The 15,666-nt window shown below is 58.7% G+C and carries 13 protein-coding genes; 5 read left to right on the plus strand and 8 right to left on the minus strand.

Features of this window, described 5'->3' with window-relative positions; translation table 11 throughout:
• Positions 1 to 686 precede the first annotated feature (686 nt).
• A complete protein-coding gene (locus ACFDR6_RS35620; protein WP_375861250.1) occupies positions 687 to 1,448 on the plus strand; it encodes an SDR family NAD(P)-dependent oxidoreductase in 762 nt (253 codons plus the stop codon).
• A gap of 101 nt (positions 1,449 to 1,549) precedes the next feature.
• Here the strand turns inward: ACFDR6_RS35620 and ACFDR6_RS35625 are convergent, their stop codons facing one another.
• From ACFDR6_RS35625 to ACFDR6_RS35635, 3 genes are read right to left on the minus strand one after another with little or no spacing between them, the layout of a single operon-like run.
• Positions 1,550 to 1,930, minus strand: coding sequence for a cupin domain-containing protein (locus ACFDR6_RS35625; RefSeq protein ID WP_375861252.1), 381 nt, complete (start codon positions 1,928 to 1,930; stop codon positions 1,550 to 1,552).
• A gap of 43 nt (positions 1,931 to 1,973) precedes the next feature.
• Positions 1,974 to 2,666 carry a DUF2848 domain-containing protein gene (locus ACFDR6_RS35630; protein ID WP_375861253.1) on the minus strand — a complete coding sequence of 231 codons (693 nt, stop codon included), beginning with the start codon at positions 2,664 to 2,666 and terminating at the stop codon, positions 1,974 to 1,976.
• A gap of 12 nt (positions 2,667 to 2,678) precedes the next feature.
• Positions 2,679 to 3,878, minus strand: a complete 1,200-nt coding sequence (locus ACFDR6_RS35635) for an FAD-dependent oxidoreductase (RefSeq protein ID WP_375861255.1) — start codon at positions 3,876 to 3,878, stop codon at positions 2,679 to 2,681.
• A 213-nt stretch (positions 3,879 to 4,091) separates the two neighbouring features.
• Between ACFDR6_RS35635 and ACFDR6_RS35640 the strand changes: the two genes are divergently transcribed.
• Genes ACFDR6_RS35640 through ACFDR6_RS35650 form a run of 3 tightly spaced genes read left to right on the plus strand, consistent with a single transcriptional unit; the run spans position 4,092 to position 7,315 of the window.
• Positions 4,092 to 5,756: a long-chain-fatty-acid--CoA ligase gene (locus ACFDR6_RS35640; RefSeq protein ID WP_375861256.1), complete on the plus strand. Its 1,665-nt coding sequence runs from the start codon at positions 4,092 to 4,094 to the stop codon at positions 5,754 to 5,756.
• Positions 5,753 to 6,133 (plus strand): Zn-ribbon domain-containing OB-fold protein, encoded by a 381-nt coding sequence (locus tag ACFDR6_RS35645; RefSeq protein WP_375861258.1) that lies wholly within the window; start codon positions 5,753 to 5,755, stop codon positions 6,131 to 6,133. The genes ACFDR6_RS35640 and ACFDR6_RS35645 overlap by 4 nt, the downstream gene beginning before the upstream one ends.
• A 6-nt stretch (positions 6,134 to 6,139) precedes the next feature.
• Positions 6,140 to 7,315: an acetyl-CoA acetyltransferase gene (locus ACFDR6_RS35650; RefSeq protein WP_375861259.1), complete on the plus strand. Its 1,176-nt coding sequence runs from the start codon at positions 6,140 to 6,142 to the stop codon at positions 7,313 to 7,315.
• Positions 7,316 to 7,760: 445 nt separating this feature from the next.
• Here ACFDR6_RS35650 and ACFDR6_RS35655 read toward each other — a convergent pair whose 3' ends face one another.
• Positions 7,761 to 8,543, minus strand: coding sequence for a crotonase/enoyl-CoA hydratase family protein (locus ACFDR6_RS35655; RefSeq protein WP_375861261.1), 783 nt, complete (start codon positions 8,541 to 8,543; stop codon positions 7,761 to 7,763).
• A 144-nt stretch (positions 8,544 to 8,687) separates the two neighbouring features.
• Between ACFDR6_RS35655 and ACFDR6_RS35660 the strand changes: the two genes are divergently transcribed.
• On the plus strand, positions 8,688 to 9,578 hold the full coding sequence (locus ACFDR6_RS35660; protein WP_375861262.1) for a LysR family transcriptional regulator: 891 nt from the start codon (positions 8,688 to 8,690) through the stop codon (positions 9,576 to 9,578).
• A gap of 151 nt (positions 9,579 to 9,729) precedes the next feature.
• Here ACFDR6_RS35660 and ACFDR6_RS35665 read toward each other — a convergent pair whose 3' ends face one another.
• From ACFDR6_RS35665 to ACFDR6_RS35680, 4 genes are all read right to left on the minus strand, one after another.
• Positions 9,730 to 11,085, minus strand: coding sequence for a Glu/Leu/Phe/Val family dehydrogenase (locus ACFDR6_RS35665; RefSeq protein WP_375861270.1), 1,356 nt, complete (start codon positions 11,083 to 11,085; stop codon positions 9,730 to 9,732).
• 609 nt (positions 11,086 to 11,694) lie between these two features.
• Complete coding sequence (locus ACFDR6_RS35670; protein ID WP_375861264.1) at positions 11,695 to 12,336, minus strand: hypothetical protein; 642 nt, start codon at positions 12,334 to 12,336, stop codon at positions 11,695 to 11,697.
• 355 nt (positions 12,337 to 12,691) lie between these two features.
• On the minus strand, positions 12,692 to 14,074 hold the full coding sequence (locus tag ACFDR6_RS35675; protein WP_375861266.1) for an aminotransferase-like domain-containing protein: 1,383 nt from the start codon (positions 14,072 to 14,074) through the stop codon (positions 12,692 to 12,694).
• Positions 14,075 to 14,109: 35 nt separating this feature from the next.
• Positions 14,110 to 15,543, minus strand: coding sequence for an NAD-dependent succinate-semialdehyde dehydrogenase (locus ACFDR6_RS35680; protein WP_375861267.1), 1,434 nt, complete (start codon positions 15,541 to 15,543; stop codon positions 14,110 to 14,112).
• Between the last annotated feature and the right edge of the window lie 123 nt (positions 15,544 to 15,666).

A 15,666-nucleotide genomic window follows, 5' to 3' on the forward strand; every position in this document is an offset into this window, starting at 1 on the left:
AGGTATTCTCCGTGTTACGGAAATATTACGAATTGCCTAACGCCGAAATTCCCCAATATGAGACGTCATAAGTCCGAAATTCTGCGCGTGATCGGGACGCTCGCAACTTTTTCTGCGGCGAAGTCTCTCGCGCTGATCTGGGCCCAATATTCAGGCAGGTAAAAAAGTTCTTTCGGAATACCCGCACATCGGTCTGTTCAACTTTTTCCGTGAATACCGCGAGGGTAAGGTTGCCCCTCCTCTGAGGCGGCCGATTAAGCTTGCTCAAAAGCAGGAAGCCATCTGCTACCGACGATCGATCTTTTTCAAAGCGGATCCTGCCGCCATAGTCACCGGCACGAACCGATCGGGAGCTGAACACCAGATCATTGCAAGCACCTCCGCGTGAAGCGCAACCGCTGCGTTGTAGTCGAACTTGCGAGGTGTCGATGACATTCCCTACGGCAATTCAGCTTCCGCTTCTCCGCTCCGGTAAGTGGGCGCCGACCAATGGGACTCGCCGATTGATGAGAGCAAGACAAAAGTTGGCCTTATCGTGCAACCGACCTTTACTCAAGCAGCAGGTCTTATGGCCACAGGCAGCTTCAAAAATGCAACAAAGCTGTTCGAAATTGTTGCTCTGGAAGACCGGGCTTTCGACGTAGTGAAACGAAATCTTCGCCCGTATCTTCATCAGGAGGAAAATCATGGATTTGAGCGGCGTTCCGGCGATTGTGACAGGCGGCGGCTCGGGGCTCGGTGCAGCAACTGCCCGCGCCATGGCAGGCAAGGGTGCGAAAGTGACCGTCATCGACATCAGTCGCGATAGTGTCGAACGCGTCGCGGCGGAGATTCACGGTGTGAGCGCTGTCGCAGACGTCTCGAGCGAGGAACAAGTGAAATCGGCTTTGGACAAGGGCGAGGCAGCACATGGCGTGGCCCGCGTCCTCGTCAACTGCGCCGGGATTGGCGGCGGCGGCAAGCGTACGCTTGGCAAGGACGGTCCCTACCCTCTCGACCAGTTCACGCGAGTAATAAACGTTAACCTGATCGGAACGTTCAACATGATCCGTCTTGCCGCGCAGAGACTCGCGGCCGAGCCGACGCAAGGCGAGGAACGCGGAGTCTTCATCAATACAGCCAGTATCGCCGCCTTCGATGGACAGGTGGGACAGGCCGGCTACGCGGCCTCCAAGGCTGGCATCGCTGGAATGACGCTGCCCGTCGCGCGGGATCTTTCCAAGATCAAGATCCGGGTGAATACCATCGCGCCTGGCTTGTTTCTTACTCCGATGCTGATGGGGTTAAGCGAGGAAGTGCGGGCCAGTCTCGCCAAGCAGGTGCCACACCCCGCACGGCTTGGCTGCCCGGACGAGTACGCTGCCCTCGCGATTCACATCGCGGAAAATGCGATGCTGAACGGCGAGACCATCCGGCTCGACGGCGCGATCAGGATGGCACCAAGATAAAGCCGGACAGGAAGCTGAAGAAAAGGCGCCCCACGACGTTATAGCCGACGGGGATAGCTCCTGATTGGGAGCGCGCTTGCGTGGCGCGCGCTACTTCGTTCCTAAGCAGGGTCGAAATAGTGAATCTCCAGCAGTAGGCAGCCACCCTCCGATTTAAATGGGCCGTGAAATGCGCCCGGCGGCCGGCAAGCATAGGTAAACGGAGCGAATCCCTGCCCACCCTTTCCTTGCTTGTCGTTCCCGACCGTGAGATCGCCAGAGAGTAGAAAAACTTCCTCCCAGTACTCGTGAACGAATGGAAGGGTGGTGAACGTCCCCGGATCGAACTTGAGAAGTCTGGTGCGGCTGCCGCGACGGTTCGGCTCATCAAGCGCGCCCGACAATATCTTCTGCTTGATACCTGACGGATAGCTAGGCGGGGTCTCCCATCCGGACTGCATATCCAGCGTATAAAACTCGTCATGCGATTTCTGTACGGCCACGTGAGGGCTCCTCTACTTGGTTCCACCATCAAGTCGTGCATCGTCAGCCGAGCACGGGTAATTGCTCGATTTGGTAGGCCTTCCGGATCGATCGACGCAGCCGCGGATCGGTGAGCTCAAGCTCAAATCTCTGCGCGGGACGGATTTCCCCATGCACAGCGAGCGTACCGCAAAACATCAACGTGCCCTCGCAGAGCGTTCCGGCGGCGGTATAGAGGGCAATCAGTTCCTCGGGTGGCCGCATCGCGGAAAGCGCTCCTTCCTGGTATAGTACGCGATTTCCGTCGTTCACCGCGTACGAACGGAGCATCAGGTCATCCCAGTGATCCCTGACATCGTCGTAAGCCCAAAACTCGCCCGCTATCGGCTTGTCGCACATCTGCTTTGAGAGCGTGACTCCGATGCTTTCGGCGTCGCGGTCCGTGTGGTCGGACCCGACCCCTACCCAGAGCCTTCCGCCGCTCTGGAGCAAGACGAACTCCACCTCACCACTGGATGACTTGCCGGTTACCTCGATCGCCTCGGCGGTCGAGAGGCGCGAGGCCGATACGCGGTAGAAGATCGGGACAGATCCCGGTCGCCTCACTCCGATCTTCTCGAGCTCCGCGATGTGCGCTTCGAGCGCAACTCGATCCCTTCCCGTCCACCCGGCGATCACACACCCTTTGATTGTGACGGTTCGCTCTTCCCAGCGAGCACTCCGAAGGAACCGAAGCCAGAGATCATGTGTCGCCATCTTTTTCACCGCTCATCCGAGTTCGGCCGCGCGCTTCAGGCTCGCGAGCATTGAAATTTTCATTAGATAGTTTCGGGTGAGTTCGGGGCTTGCCGCCGTCCGCGCCATTTCCGTACGGAACACCTCTTGCTCGCGGGGATCCCGCGACTCGAGATTCCGCTTGTTCTCGATCGTGTGCTTCTGAACATATTCCAGGGTCACCAGGCGGCGCTGGCGATCGTAGCGGTCGAGCTCGGACGGATCTGCTTCGCGGCGCCACACTTTCGTGAGCCGGTCGCAAAGGTTGACGACATCATGGATGCCTCCGTTCATGCCCATCCCGCCGAGAGGGTTATTGATGTGAGCGGCGTCGCCAGCGAGAAATACGCGGCCTGACCTGAATGTCGCGGCCACTCGCTGATGTACGCGGTACAGGGTGACGTGGTCTATCGGCGCAGTCGCGGCCACGGCGAAACGCCGGGCGAGCGTGTCCGCTCCATATTGGAGGGTCCCGGCTTTCTCATCCGGCACCTCTGGGGCAATCGGAAACATCGCTCGCCACATGCCGGGCACCTTGAGCAGGAAATACCATTGCTCAGGGTCCGCCACATAGCTTACCGAAGCCAAGTCGGGAAAGATCTTCAGAAAATCGAACCGAGTCGAGATAACCAGGAAACGCTCCGGCCAGGTGAACCCATCGAAGGTGATGCCGATCGATTTGCGAACGGCGCTGCGGGCGCCGTCGGCACCGATCAGCCAGAGGCCCTCGCGCTGCTCTATCGAACCATCCGGCCTGCGGACCTTTACCGACACCCCCTCCTCGCCCTGCGCTGCTTCCAGAACTTCGGCGTCGAATTCGATCCTGAGGTGCGGATCCGCCCCGTACGTCTTCGCGATGATGCGGGTCAGCTTGTACTGCTCGCATTGTAGCCGGTACGGATGACCTGTGAGATCGGAGATATCACCGAAGTCGAAGTTCGCAATAGGCCCTTCGCTGCTGCGATACTGAACTGTCGGAGCGATCAACCCTTGCGCAATAAGGTCTTTCGTAACCCCGATATCGTCTAGCATGTCGAGGGTCGGCGGATGAAAAGTCGACGCGCGCGATTCCGTGCTGAGATCAGATGCCGCTTCCAGAACGGTAACGGGAATCCCCTCCTTCGCAAGTTTGGCAGCGGCCACCATTCCTACTGGCCCCGCGCCCGCAATCAGAACCCGCTTCGCATCAGCCACGACTAACCTCACTCCTTCGAACAATTCATCGGGAAGCACCGGACGCCTCGCAAGGAGAATTCTTTCTCGCAGGTTCCGCCCACGTACCAAACTGCCCCAGAGGATCCTTGCCAATCTCCAAATTTGCACCGCTTGTTTTCAATTTTGCTCGCTTTCGTGGCGGAAGCCTCTGGCTGTAGATTTGCAGCAATTCATGACCTGCAAGGCCTCCCCATGACAGACGCTGCCCACCGTCGGCGCGATTACACCAGAACGTTCGCACTTCCACACTCGACGCTGACTGACAATCTTTTCGTCACGTCAGCGCGTTTCCCCGATGTTGCGGCTATCCATTTCCTGGGCAGCTCCATCTCCTACCGCGAGTTTCATCGAAATGTTGAGCGCCTCGCCGGCTGGCTACAGAAGCGCGGTGGCTTGAAGCGCGGCGACCGCGTCGCATTGTTGATGCAGAATTCGCCACAGTGGCTGATTGCGTGTTACGCGATCTTCCGCGCTGACCTCGTAGTTGTCCCGCTCAGCCCGATGAACCGTGAGCTCGAAGTTGCGCACTATCTCCGGGACAGCGGCGCACGCGCAATGTTTGTCGCGCAGGATCTGGCGGAAACCGCCATTGCCGCCACCAACGGCTCGGAAGTCGGCACGCTCATCGTGGCGACATATTCAGATTACCTTCCGAAGGAGACCAGGTACAAGCTCCCTGACTGGCTAGCTGCCGGACGCATGAAGGTGAGCGGCTGCAGTATTTGGGCGGACCTGATCGATGCGGGGGGCTTGCCGGAGGCGCCGTGCGCGGGACCGCTCAGCCTGTGCGCCATGCCATACACCTCTGGTTCCACCGGTAAGCCGAAAGCCTGCATGCATACCCATCGCAGCCTTGGGCACAATGCCACCGGACTGGCTTTATGGCATGGACTGCGGCCCGGGGACGTCTCTCTCGGGGCGGCGCCGATGTATCACGTATCGGGCTTCAACCATGCAGTGACTAGTCCTATCTATGCGGGCGCCTCCATCGCAATCGTACCGCGCTGGGACCGAGACCTCGCGGCGAATGTGATGGTTGATTACGGCGTCACCCATGCATCCTTGGCGCCTACGGCCGTCATCGACTTGCTGACGAACACTCGGCTCAACGAATTCGACTTGACGCGGCTGCGCCGCATCACCTCGGGCGGTGCGGCAATGCCCGAAGAGGTGTGGAAACGGCTGAACGAGAGGCTTGGGTTGCCCTTCATCGAGGCGTACGGCATGACCGAGACGGCCGCCACCACGCATCTCAATCCGATCGAAGATCCCCGACCAAAATGCCTCGGCATACCGTTCTTCAATACTACGGCGTCGATCATCGATGCGGAGAAGAGCCAGGAACTTGCTATCGGCGAAATCGGCGAGATCGCCGTGCACGGGCCACAGCTTTTCAGTGGTTACTGGAACCAGCCGGACGCGACGCGCGAAGCCTTCGTTAAGATTGACGGCCGGTCCTTCTATCGCACTGGTGACATCGGATATCGCGATGCGGACGGTTTCTTCTACATGACCGATCGCGCCAAGCGGATGATCAATGCATCCGGTCTGAAGGTCTGGCCGGCGGAAGTCGAAAACATGCTCCATCAGCACGAAAACGTGCTCGAGGTCTGCGTAATCGCCGTCAAAGACGCCTATCGCGGCGAGACAGTAAAGGCGCTGATCAGGTTGCAGGATAATGTGCGCGGCCGGGTCACGGAAAATGACATCATCGACTGGTCGCGCCAGCGCATGGCGGCCTACAAGTATCCCCGAATCGTGGAATTCGTCGACGCGCTGCCGAAATCGCCAGCAGGCAAGATTCTCTGGCGCGAGTTGCAGGATCGAGAGAATGCAAAGGAGATCGGTCTGCCATGAATGAAGCGCAACAGGTAATCGGCCCGGAGGAAGCGTATCAGCGCGCGCTCGATGCAGGCAGGTTCGTCATCCAACGCTGCGACGAGTGCGACCGCCCAGTGTTCTACCCTCGCACTGTCTGTCCTCATTGTGGTGCCAACAACCTGTCCCGGTTCTCGCCAATGGGAGACGGCCACGTTTACTCTACGACGACCGTGCGCCGGAGCCAGGAAGATGGCGGTGATTACAATGTCTGCATTGTCGAGCTGGCGGAGGGCGTGCGCTTGATGAGCAGCGTCCGGGGGATTTCACCGGAGCGTGTTATGATTGGTACTAAGGTCCGGACCAAGGTCATCAAGATCGATGGCAAAGGCCTCCTGGTTTGCGAAGTGAAATAGGCATTGATGACTCGAGACAATTTTCGCGGTGCGACCGCAATCGTCGGCGTTGGCATGGCTGGCTGCGGCGAAGCCCGCGGCTACAGCGAGATCGAAATCTTGGCGCAGGCAGCCCACGCGGCGATAAGGGACGCGGGCCTGCGCTTGCAGGATATTGACGGGCTTTGCACCGCCAATCTCAATGCTGCGATGTGGCCGCTCAATGTCGCCGAGTATCTCGGTCTTCGGCCTTCCTTCATCGAAGGCACGAACATTGGAGGATCCGCCTTCGTTGCGCACCTGCAACCAGCCATGCTCGCGCTTTCTGCGGGCCTGTGCAATGCGGTGCTGGTGTGCTACGGCAGCACACAACGGACCTCTACATTCGGGCGTAAGGCACAAGCGGCAGCGCGCAACATGCTCGATCCGGCGCCGTTCGATGCGCCGTATCAACCATTCAATCCGCCCTCGAGCTATGCTCTCATCGCAGCCCGCCACATGCACGAATATGGCACCACTCGCCAGCACCTTGCGGAAGTCGCAGTCTCGGCCAGATCCTGGGCGCAGCTCAATCCCGCCGCGTTCAGCCGCAAGCCGCTGACGATTGAAGACGTCCTCAACGCCAGAATGGTCTCCGATCCTTTTACCGTGCACGATTGCTGCCTGGTGACGGATGGCGCCGGCGCTTTCGTGCTGATGCGCGCCGACGCCGCTAGGGACCGGCCGCAAAAGCCAGCCTATTTACTTGGCATCGGCAATGCCGCCTGGCATCGTACTGTCTCCAACATGGCCGATCTCACCATAACGCCGGCGCAGGACTCCGGCCGGCGCGCCTATGCCATGGCGAGGATGCAGCCAGGTGACATCGACATGCTGCAGCTCTATGACGCCTTCACGATAAATCCGATCCTGTTCGTCGAAGATCTCGGCTTTTGCCGCAAAGGCGAAGGCGGGTCCTTCATTGCCAGCGGCTTGACGCGGCCGGGCGGAAAGTTGCCTATCAACACCAATGGCGGCGGCCTGTCATGCGTGCAGCCGAACATGTACGGCGTATTCGCCGTCATCGAGGCTGTAGAGCAACTGCGCGGCATATGCGGCGACCGCCAGGTCGCGAACACGAATGCGGTCCTGATCAACGGCAACGGCGGCAATGCCGCTTCCAGCCAGTCGACCGCCATTCTCGGAAGCTCGGTCACGCTTTGACAAGGCGCCCGCCGTCACAACAGATCCCTTCTTCGGGACGCTGCAGGCGGATTGAGAGGCGCTCCGCTGCGTCAAAGGCGCACGGAATTGTGGGATCTGTCATCCCTCGATATATTCGCCTTGCGGAGGAGCCGTTGTGTGTTCGTGAGGACGATACACTAGACGCCGATCAGCCTTCTCGATCTCGGAATCACTCGTGACTTCACGCAGATCGCTGCATTGCGAGGATCCATCATCGCTGACAGCAAGCTCGGTGTTGCGGCCATGCATTCTGCCCACAGCATAGCCTCCCCGAATGCAAATATGGCGCCGGAGGATTGCCGAAACCCAGGTAGTGCCGGGACCGGCGAGACTACCGATGAGCCCAACCTTGATGTACGTCGGCGACAGGCTCGTACTGAAAGATTATTCCCGACCGGCTCCAACTGTCCCCGGCGCCTATGGTTCAGCCCGGCCTCAGCGACTTCGCTGTCTTTTCTAGAAATTCCCTCAAACGTTCGGTGGTCTCTGGCGGCCTCACCATCGCCGTGTTCAAGTATTCCATGAACAAGCCATCATCATGCGAGAGGTCGTTCATTCGGGGAAGTACGTTGGTGATCTGCCAGTTCGTCTGCGGCGTATTTTGCGCAATCTTGGATGCCAGGCTCTTCGCTTTCTCCAGCGCCTCACCCGAACCAACGACGTACTGCACCAGTCGGACCTCTCGCGCTTCCTCTGCTGAGAGCGTTCGCCCTGTCAGCATCAGGTCAGCCATTGTCGCGTAGCCGATAATTCGCTGGATGCGTACCGAGCCGCCACCGCCAACAAAAATGCCGCGCTGCCCTTCCGGTAGGCCGAAGACGGCCGTCTCGTCGGCGACACGAATATGCGCTGCGGCCGCCAACTCAAGCCCGCCACCTATAGTTGCGCCATGCAGCGCCGCGACGAACGGTATCGTTCCTCTTGCAATTAGGTCAAAAGTCGTGTGCCAGATATAGCGCTTGCGTTTCCTGACCTTCGGTGCATCCGGACGTAAGCGTTCTGCAAGCTGCGCAAGATCGAGACCAGCGGAAAAGTTCGGCCCATGACCGAAGATCACGCCCGCATCCGCGTCTTCACCGGCCCGTATCACCGCCTCGCCGAGCGCGCCCAAGACCTCATCATTCAGCGCGTTCCGCTTGTTGGCCCGATTCAAGCCGATGATTGCGACATTACCCTCGAGCTCGTAAGTCACGAGTTCAGACGACATGATTAACCTCAAACAACATGTACACGGTAAAAAGCGGAGCAATCGGCTGCCACTTTCAGCGTAATGCAACGCTAGTTGGCAGCTCCAAGATCGGCTATACATAAAACTGAAAAGAAGCGGTTCAGATTCTGTTCGACGAGGAAGATGGCTGGCGGATTCGAAGTTGATGCGTTGCTACTGTTTTCGGAGGTCGTTCGCTCCGGAACCCTGACGCGCGCCAGCGACTCGACTGGTCTTTCCAAGGCGACGATCAGTCGGAGGCTAGCTTCTCTCGAAGAACAGGTCGGCGCGCTGCTTCTGAAGCGCAACTCCCGAGGCCTCGCCCCGACCTCAATCGGTGCGCGCCTTCTCGACTATGCGCACCGGATTGATACCGAGCTCAAGGAAGCGAGGATCGAAATCGACGAGCTACAGTCCGGCACTCGCGGCACGCTGCGGATAAGCATTCCAATGGAATTCGGCAACGCCTGGCTCGGCAAGGCAGTCGCAGAATTTGCGCTCGAGTATCCCGATATTTCCTTGGTCGTAGCGACTAACAATGGCGTGGTCGACTTAGTTCGAGAACAATTCGACATCGCCATCATTCTGGGAAAGCTACCCGATTCCAGACTCATTCACCGAAAGCTGACATCACTAAAACGTGCCGCCTATGCCTCCCCCAAATATGTCGAGAAGCATGGCATGCCCAGGACACTTGAAGAACTGTCCCAGCATCGCTGCATCGTCACCGAACTCCAACAGCGCGATGGCGTTTGGACATTCCTAAAGCGCGCACAGCGCCGGCGCGTCGAGGTGGCCGTCCACACCACGGTCGCCAACATCAGCCTTGTGCGCGAGCTTCTACTTGGCGGAGTCGGCATCGGCATCTTGAATGACGTTATGTGCGGAAACGACCTTAAGCATGCGCGATTGGTCCGCGTGTTGCCAGAGTGGGAGAGTCCTCCGCTTCACACTTCGGCCGTTACGCTGAAGCGAACCCTAGTACCCAAGCGCAATCGCCTTTTCCTCGACTTCATGGTGCGACAGTTGCGCTAACATTTCTCGGGCTTTGGGGTGAGCCCAGGAGGCGCTTTGGAGGCCGTCGGATGGCTGCTCGGCCGCTCTCCGGTAGAGACGAATGGCCGACGAGCCTAGTTCTGAATTCGGCTGACAATCGCTGCGTTGATCGTAGTATTGCCTCCATTGCTCAGATGCCGATCGCTTCGTATGCTTCGGCGATCTGTCGGATGGATGCGACATAGGCGGCGGTCCGGTAGTCGCCGAGCTGCGGCTGCTCTTCGATCAGATCTGCAATGCGTGTCCACGTGCTGCGCATAACGTCCTCAAGACCGGATCGAACGAGGTCGATCTCTGCGCCTCCTTCAAGGAATTCCTCGCGCATGTCGGCGGGAAACTCCTTGCCGGTCATCTGTTCAAGTGCTGCGGCGATCGTGTGATTTCGCCTTTCTCGACGCCGACGCTCCATCAATCCGAAGGGGATGCGCGTCAGGTTTTTCGCCCACTCGAAGTAGCTGACGACCACACCGCCGGCGTTCACATAGAGATCTGGAAGGATTGTCACCCCGCGAGAACGCAGCATCTTGTCCGCCTCGAAAGTGACAGGACCGTTGGCAGCTTCTACCACAAGATGAGCCGTTATGCGGTTTGCGTTTTCCGAATGAATTGCGTTCTCCATCGCCGCAGGAATGAGAACATCGCAGGCCAATTCAATGCCCGTCATGTCGCCAGCCATGGATGTTGCGTTAGGAAAACCGAGAATGCTGCCCGTTAGAAGCTGATGCTGCTTTAGCAGTTCAATGGAGAGGCCCTTCGGATTGGCGACATAGCCATCCCGTTCCGCAATGGCGATCACGCGGGCGCCGTCCTCCTCGGAAAGGAACTTGGCGGCGTGATAGCCGACATTGCCAAAGCCTTGGACTACAACGGAAGCGTCCTCGAGATCGCGTCGCCCATTCAAACCGGAGGTACGCAGATCGCGAAGATAGCTGTGGATCGCAAACTGCACCCCCCTGCCCGTCGCCTCAGTGCGACCGGCAATACCACCCTTCGATAAAGGCTTTCCCGTTACGCAAGCGCGCGCGTTGACAACATCAGTCGGATTTGCACGGCGGAATTCATCCATCATCCAGGCCATTTCCCGCTCGCCCGTCCCGATGTCCGGGGCCGGAACGTTGACACCGGGGCCGATCAGCCCGCGCTTGTTGAGTTCCTGGGTGAATCGGCGGGTGATGCGCTCGAGTTCCTGGGGCGTCCATTCGCGCGGGTCAATCTTGAGAGCTCCTTTCGAGCCGCCAAACGGTACATCGACGAGTGAGCATTTGAGTGTCATGAGCGCAGCAAGCGCCTCCACCTCTTCGGCATCGGCATTCGGCACGTAGCGAATACCGCCTTTTACAGGTTCTGAGTGCTCACTGTGGACTGATCGCCAGCCGATAAAGCTGTACATGCGGCCGCGCAGTCTTACGCCGAAGCGGACCGTATAAGTCGAGTTACATTGAATGATCCGCTCCGCCAAACCCTCGGGCAGATCGAGAAACGTCATGGAATGACGGAAGTGCTTGTCGACGCTCTCAAGAAAGCCAGTGGAGTTAGCCTGCATTACACATCCCTCGTTGCCATCATGGCGATTTTGCATGTACCATTCGTTGTTTCTTAACAGCTAAGGTTGTTGGAGCCTTGGCTTGTCGTCTCTCGAGTCAGGAGCGAAATTGAAACACCAAGCGCAGCGGCTCGGTTCATCAGGCTCTCCACTAGTTTAGAGCTGGAGGTGAAGTCACATGGCTACTGCCGAGAAAGAAGATGCGCGCTTATAGTCGTGGGACAAAGCTGACTCCGACTCGCGCGACTGCTCGGCGCAGAGCCTCTCAAAAACCACGCCATGTCTCGTCCGCAGGCCGTCCACCAGACTTGTCCAGCGCGCTGGGTGATACGGCGCGCCAGACATGAACGGCATCGCTCGGCCGAAATAATCGTTTCCTACCGGTGTCGCTGAGCACGCCCTGATAGAGAGCGGCACACGGTGCGTTGAGAGCGAGCACCGCCCTATGCGCCATGCGATTTCGTCTTCTCCATAGCGGCCCGCGCCAAGCAGAGCCAAGTAGGCTCTACGCTCCAGTGGTCCGCACTTGGTATGCTGGTCGCATTAAGATGTTCACTCCTGTCGCAGGTGCGCCATACGGTCCAACATTAACTCGACAATTCCAAAGAGCTCGCCACTAAGCTGCTCTCTCCGGTCGAGTGCCGTCTCTGTTACTCCACCGGGTGTAGAGCGTTCTCTTTCGGCTCGTCGCGAAGACTCGCTGCTGCCGAGCGATCGCCTCATCAGTTCTTTAAATACGATGTGTTCGAGCTCGTCTTTGAATTGACTTGGAAGCCCACTCGCCTTGAGGCTAATCTCAACCGTTCGCGAGATGGCTGACTTGAGAACCGTTAGTAGCGGGCCAGCAAGAAGCGTCGTAAGATCATAAAGGGCTTCTTCGTCGATCCATGTCACTGGCCCCAGCAACTCCAAAGCTGCCCTCGCTAAATCCAATCGGCGATCCCCCAAAGCGGATGCATCTAAAAGTCCGATAGATGCGATTTCTCCGCCGCCTTGTGGGATAGCCGGACTCAGTCGGACAACCAAAGCTTGTGCTAATGTTTCTCGGACGCGTTGAACCTGCGCGTCTATTCCCATTGCAAATATGACACCATTGAAGGTGCGCCACCGCTGGTCTGAAGACAGGTGGAGAAGAGCTCGATTTGGTATAGCAGAAAACAGAACGTCGAGCTTAGCGACCGAACCAAAGGTCACGAGCCTGTAGGCTCCGTTGGCAATTGGGGACGGCTGAGCACCGTTCCCGTACCTTCGGCTCCAAAGCGGCACATCTGAGCCCATGGATTTCAGTCGACTTGCCAGGGCCAAGCCAAGCCTCCCCGCGCCTAAAATGCCTACACGGTGAGACAATTCGTCGTCTCGGGCGTTGGCAGTAGTCATTGATCATGCCTCAAAGACGTAAAGTCAGGATCGAGGGTCTTGGCAAGTCGACGATGATGTCCAGGTTGCACCAAACGGCCTCACCGGTCAGCTAATTGTTCAACTTGGTGCTCGGCCATTGCTGTGACATCTCGCCCGCTTCGCCTAACACCGGCACTGAGCGCACCGGTGGTTATGCGACAGAGACAACATTTACTGGATGGCGCCTCAGGATATCGCACAGAGTCTGAAGTACATTAGAGAGGACTTTGAGATCCTTCGGCGCGCCAAGGCAGACCCGGATTGCGCCGGGATCGCTCTCTCCCACCGCGGAGGCAATGCGTGGGGTTACAAGTATGCCGCGAGCTCGCGCAGTGGCGGCAAATTGATCTGCGGACCACTCTTGTGGCAATGGTAACCAGCCGTAGAAGGCTGGGACCTGAAGTCTTTCGGCTTTGGGAAACACGTTTAGGAACACCTGGTAACGCTCGAACGCCTGCAGGCGCCGCTCACGCAGAAGTTCTTCCAGCTTGCCGCCCTCGATCAACCGCACCGCCGCCTCGCTCAGCATGGGAGCCACGAACCAGGCGGAGGCATGCAGGAGGAGTTCGGTTTGAGCAATGTAGGCCGTCGGCACTGTCAATGTCCCGAGCCGGAAGGCTGGCGCAAGGCATTTGGAGTAGGACGTGACGTAGAAGGTGCGGGCTGGTGCCAAAGAGGCAATCGGCACTGGGCGCTCGGTGAAGAAAAAACCGTAGACGTCATCCTCTATGACAGTGAGATCAAGCTCCTCGGCCAGTTCAGCAATACTTTGCCGCCGAGCAAGGCCCATGGTACGAGCCGTGGGGCTCTGCAAGGTCGGCATGCAATAGAGCACCCGTGCACCGGACGTGCGGCAGGCCTTTTTTAGCGCCGCTGAGTCCATCCCCTCCTCATCCATCTCCACTGGGACCAAGTTGAGGTGGCTTGCAGCGGCGATAGCTTTGAAGCCAGAATAGGTGAAAGCATCCACCAAGACACTGTCCCCGGGCTTTGCCACCAGGCGAAGGGCGATGTCGATCGCATGCTGAGCGCCGTTGCACAGGAGCAGCCGTGCCGGCTCGACCGTAAAGATGTTATCGGATAGCGAGGCTGCGATAATTTCGCGGTGCCTACGGATGCCACCGTGGGGATGGTAGCCCAACAAAGGTGCAAGATCACGCTCGCGCACCACCTCGCCAAATAACGCGGACAGGATCTGCGTTTCGCTTCCTTGGGCAGGCACGTTCAGCGCTAAATTGACCGGTTCATGCCTTGCCGTCGCCGGCTCGGCGGAACGCCGCCGCACAAAGGTGCCCTGCCCGACATGGCCGCTGACGATGCCGCGCTGTTCGGCTTCCTGATAGGCTTTGCTAACGGTGCCGACAGAAAGATTGAGCTCTCGTGCCAAGTCACGGTGGGGCGGCAGGCGGTCGCCATCGGACAGTCGGCCGTCCGCGATGTCCTGCTCCAGAGCACTGACCAGGGCAAGGTAACGCGGCCCCTCGGAGGCGAGTTTCCGTGGCCGCCACCCCGAAAATGTCCCATCCAAGCTCAAGTCCCGCGCTCCTCTTCCTTCGGTCTCATCGCCAGCTAGACATGAAGATGGCCGACATACTTTCTTACGGTGTAGGATTCTAGACCCTCAATGCCGCCTTCGCGGCCCCAGCCGCTGTCCCCTATTCCTCCGAAGGGAGTTTCGGGGATCGTCACCACCATCTGGTTGATGCCGATGACGCCTACCTCCAGCTCCCCTGCTATGCGGTTTGCAATCGCGGCGGAGCGGGTGAAGGCATATCCGGCCAGACCGTAGGGCAAGGCGTTGGCCCGTGCGATGGCCTGTTCTACGTCGTCAACAGGTTGTACCAGCGCAAGCGGGCCGAATGGCTCCTCTCTCATGGCCCTTGCCTGGTCGGGCATATCCGCCAAGATGGTGGGCCTGTACATCAGGCCTGTCCCCTTCAGTCGCTCGCCACCGACCACAAGTCGGGCCGAATGTGACAAGGCGTCGGAAATTAGGTCATCCATGGCAGCGACGCGGCGAGTGTTGGCGACAGGCCCCACCGTTGTGCCTTTTTGCAGGCCGTCGCCCACAACTTGTTTCTCCACGAATACGCGAGCGTGTTCGAGGTACTCTTCGTACACGGAGTGTTCCACGAAGAAACGTGTCGGCGAGGTGCAAACTTGGCCCGCGTTGCGCAGCTTGATGGCCATGGAGAGCTCCGCCGCGCGCTGGACGTCAGCGTCTTTTGCGACAATTACGGGCGCATGGCCGCCCAGCTCCATGGTGGCGAGTGTTAAGGTCTCTCCTGCCAACCTAGCGAGGTGACGTCCCACCGGTGTCGATCCGGTAAAGGAAATCTTGCGGATCACCGGCGAGCGAATGAGGTACTCAGAGACGTCCGCCGGTATGCCGAAGACCACGTTCAGCACGCCTTTGGGTAATCCTGCATCGGTGAGCGCCCGCGCGATCTCTAGCGTGGTGCCGGGCGCTTCCTCAGCCGGCTTGATGATGCATGTGCAACCGGCGGCAAGAGCAGGAGCGATTTTGCGCGCGGGCGTTACCGCCGGGAAGTTCCACGGCGTGAAGCAAGCGACGGGACCGACCGGCTCCTGTGTGACTGTCTGGCGCATATCGGGTAGGCGCGCCGGAATAACACGACCATAGGTGCGCCGCCCCTCTTCCGCAAACCAGTCAAAAAACTCTGCTGCGGCGGTGATCTCGCCTTTCGCCTCCGCCAAGGTCTTACCTTCCTCCAAGGTTAGCACGGTAGCGATGTGGTCCAAACGCTCGCGCATCAGGTCAGCGGCGCGGCGCAAAATCTGCCCACGTTCGTAAGGCGAGGTACGCTTCCAGCCCTCAAAGGCCCGACTTGCCGCCGCAAGTGCGCGGTCAAGCTCGGGCTTTCCGGCGTGCGGTAGCGTGCCGAGAGGCTGTTCTGTCGCAGGATTGAGAACGATCTCGTTCCCAGCACTAGTTTCCTCGATCCATTCGCCATCGATGAGGAGTGCAAGTTTGGTATACATTTTTATTCCTTGAACGAGGTAAGATTGGCTCAGACGTTAGTGGCCGAGCCCGATTGGACAGACCCTTGCATCGATGCAGGTATGAAGCGAGTCGTTGACGTTGGTGCGGCTCCCAACAGGGCA

The sequence above is a fragment of the Bradyrhizobium tunisiense genome (assembly GCF_042263385.1).
Taxonomy (GTDB): Bacteria; Pseudomonadota; Alphaproteobacteria; order Rhizobiales; family Xanthobacteraceae; genus Bradyrhizobium; species Bradyrhizobium tunisiense.

Coding starts and splice junctions, on each gene's coding strand:
- ACFDR6_RS35650 (WP_375861259.1), top strand. CDS start 6,140: ATGACTCGAGACAATTTTCGCGGTGCGACCGCAATCGTCGGCGTTGGC.
- ACFDR6_RS35630 (WP_375861253.1), bottom strand. CDS start 2,666: ATGGCGACACATGATCTCTGGCTTCGGTTCCTTCGGAGTGCTCGCTGG.
- ACFDR6_RS35680 (WP_375861267.1), bottom strand. CDS start 15,543: ATGTATACCAAACTTGCACTCCTCATCGATGGCGAATGGATCGAGGAA.
- ACFDR6_RS35665 (WP_375861270.1), bottom strand. CDS start 11,085: ATGACGTTTCTCGATCTGCCCGAGGGTTTGGCGGAGCGGATCATTCAA.
- ACFDR6_RS35660 (WP_375861262.1), top strand. CDS start 8,688: ATGGCTGGCGGATTCGAAGTTGATGCGTTGCTACTGTTTTCGGAGGTC.
- ACFDR6_RS35655 (WP_375861261.1), bottom strand. CDS start 8,543: ATGTCGTCTGAACTCGTGACTTACGAGCTCGAGGGTAATGTCGCAATC.
- ACFDR6_RS35645 (WP_375861258.1), top strand. CDS start 5,753: ATGAATGAAGCGCAACAGGTAATCGGCCCGGAGGAAGCGTATCAGCGC.
- ACFDR6_RS35640 (WP_375861256.1), top strand. CDS start 4,092: ATGACAGACGCTGCCCACCGTCGGCGCGATTACACCAGAACGTTCGCA.
- ACFDR6_RS35620 (WP_375861250.1), top strand. CDS start 687: ATGGATTTGAGCGGCGTTCCGGCGATTGTGACAGGCGGCGGCTCGGGG.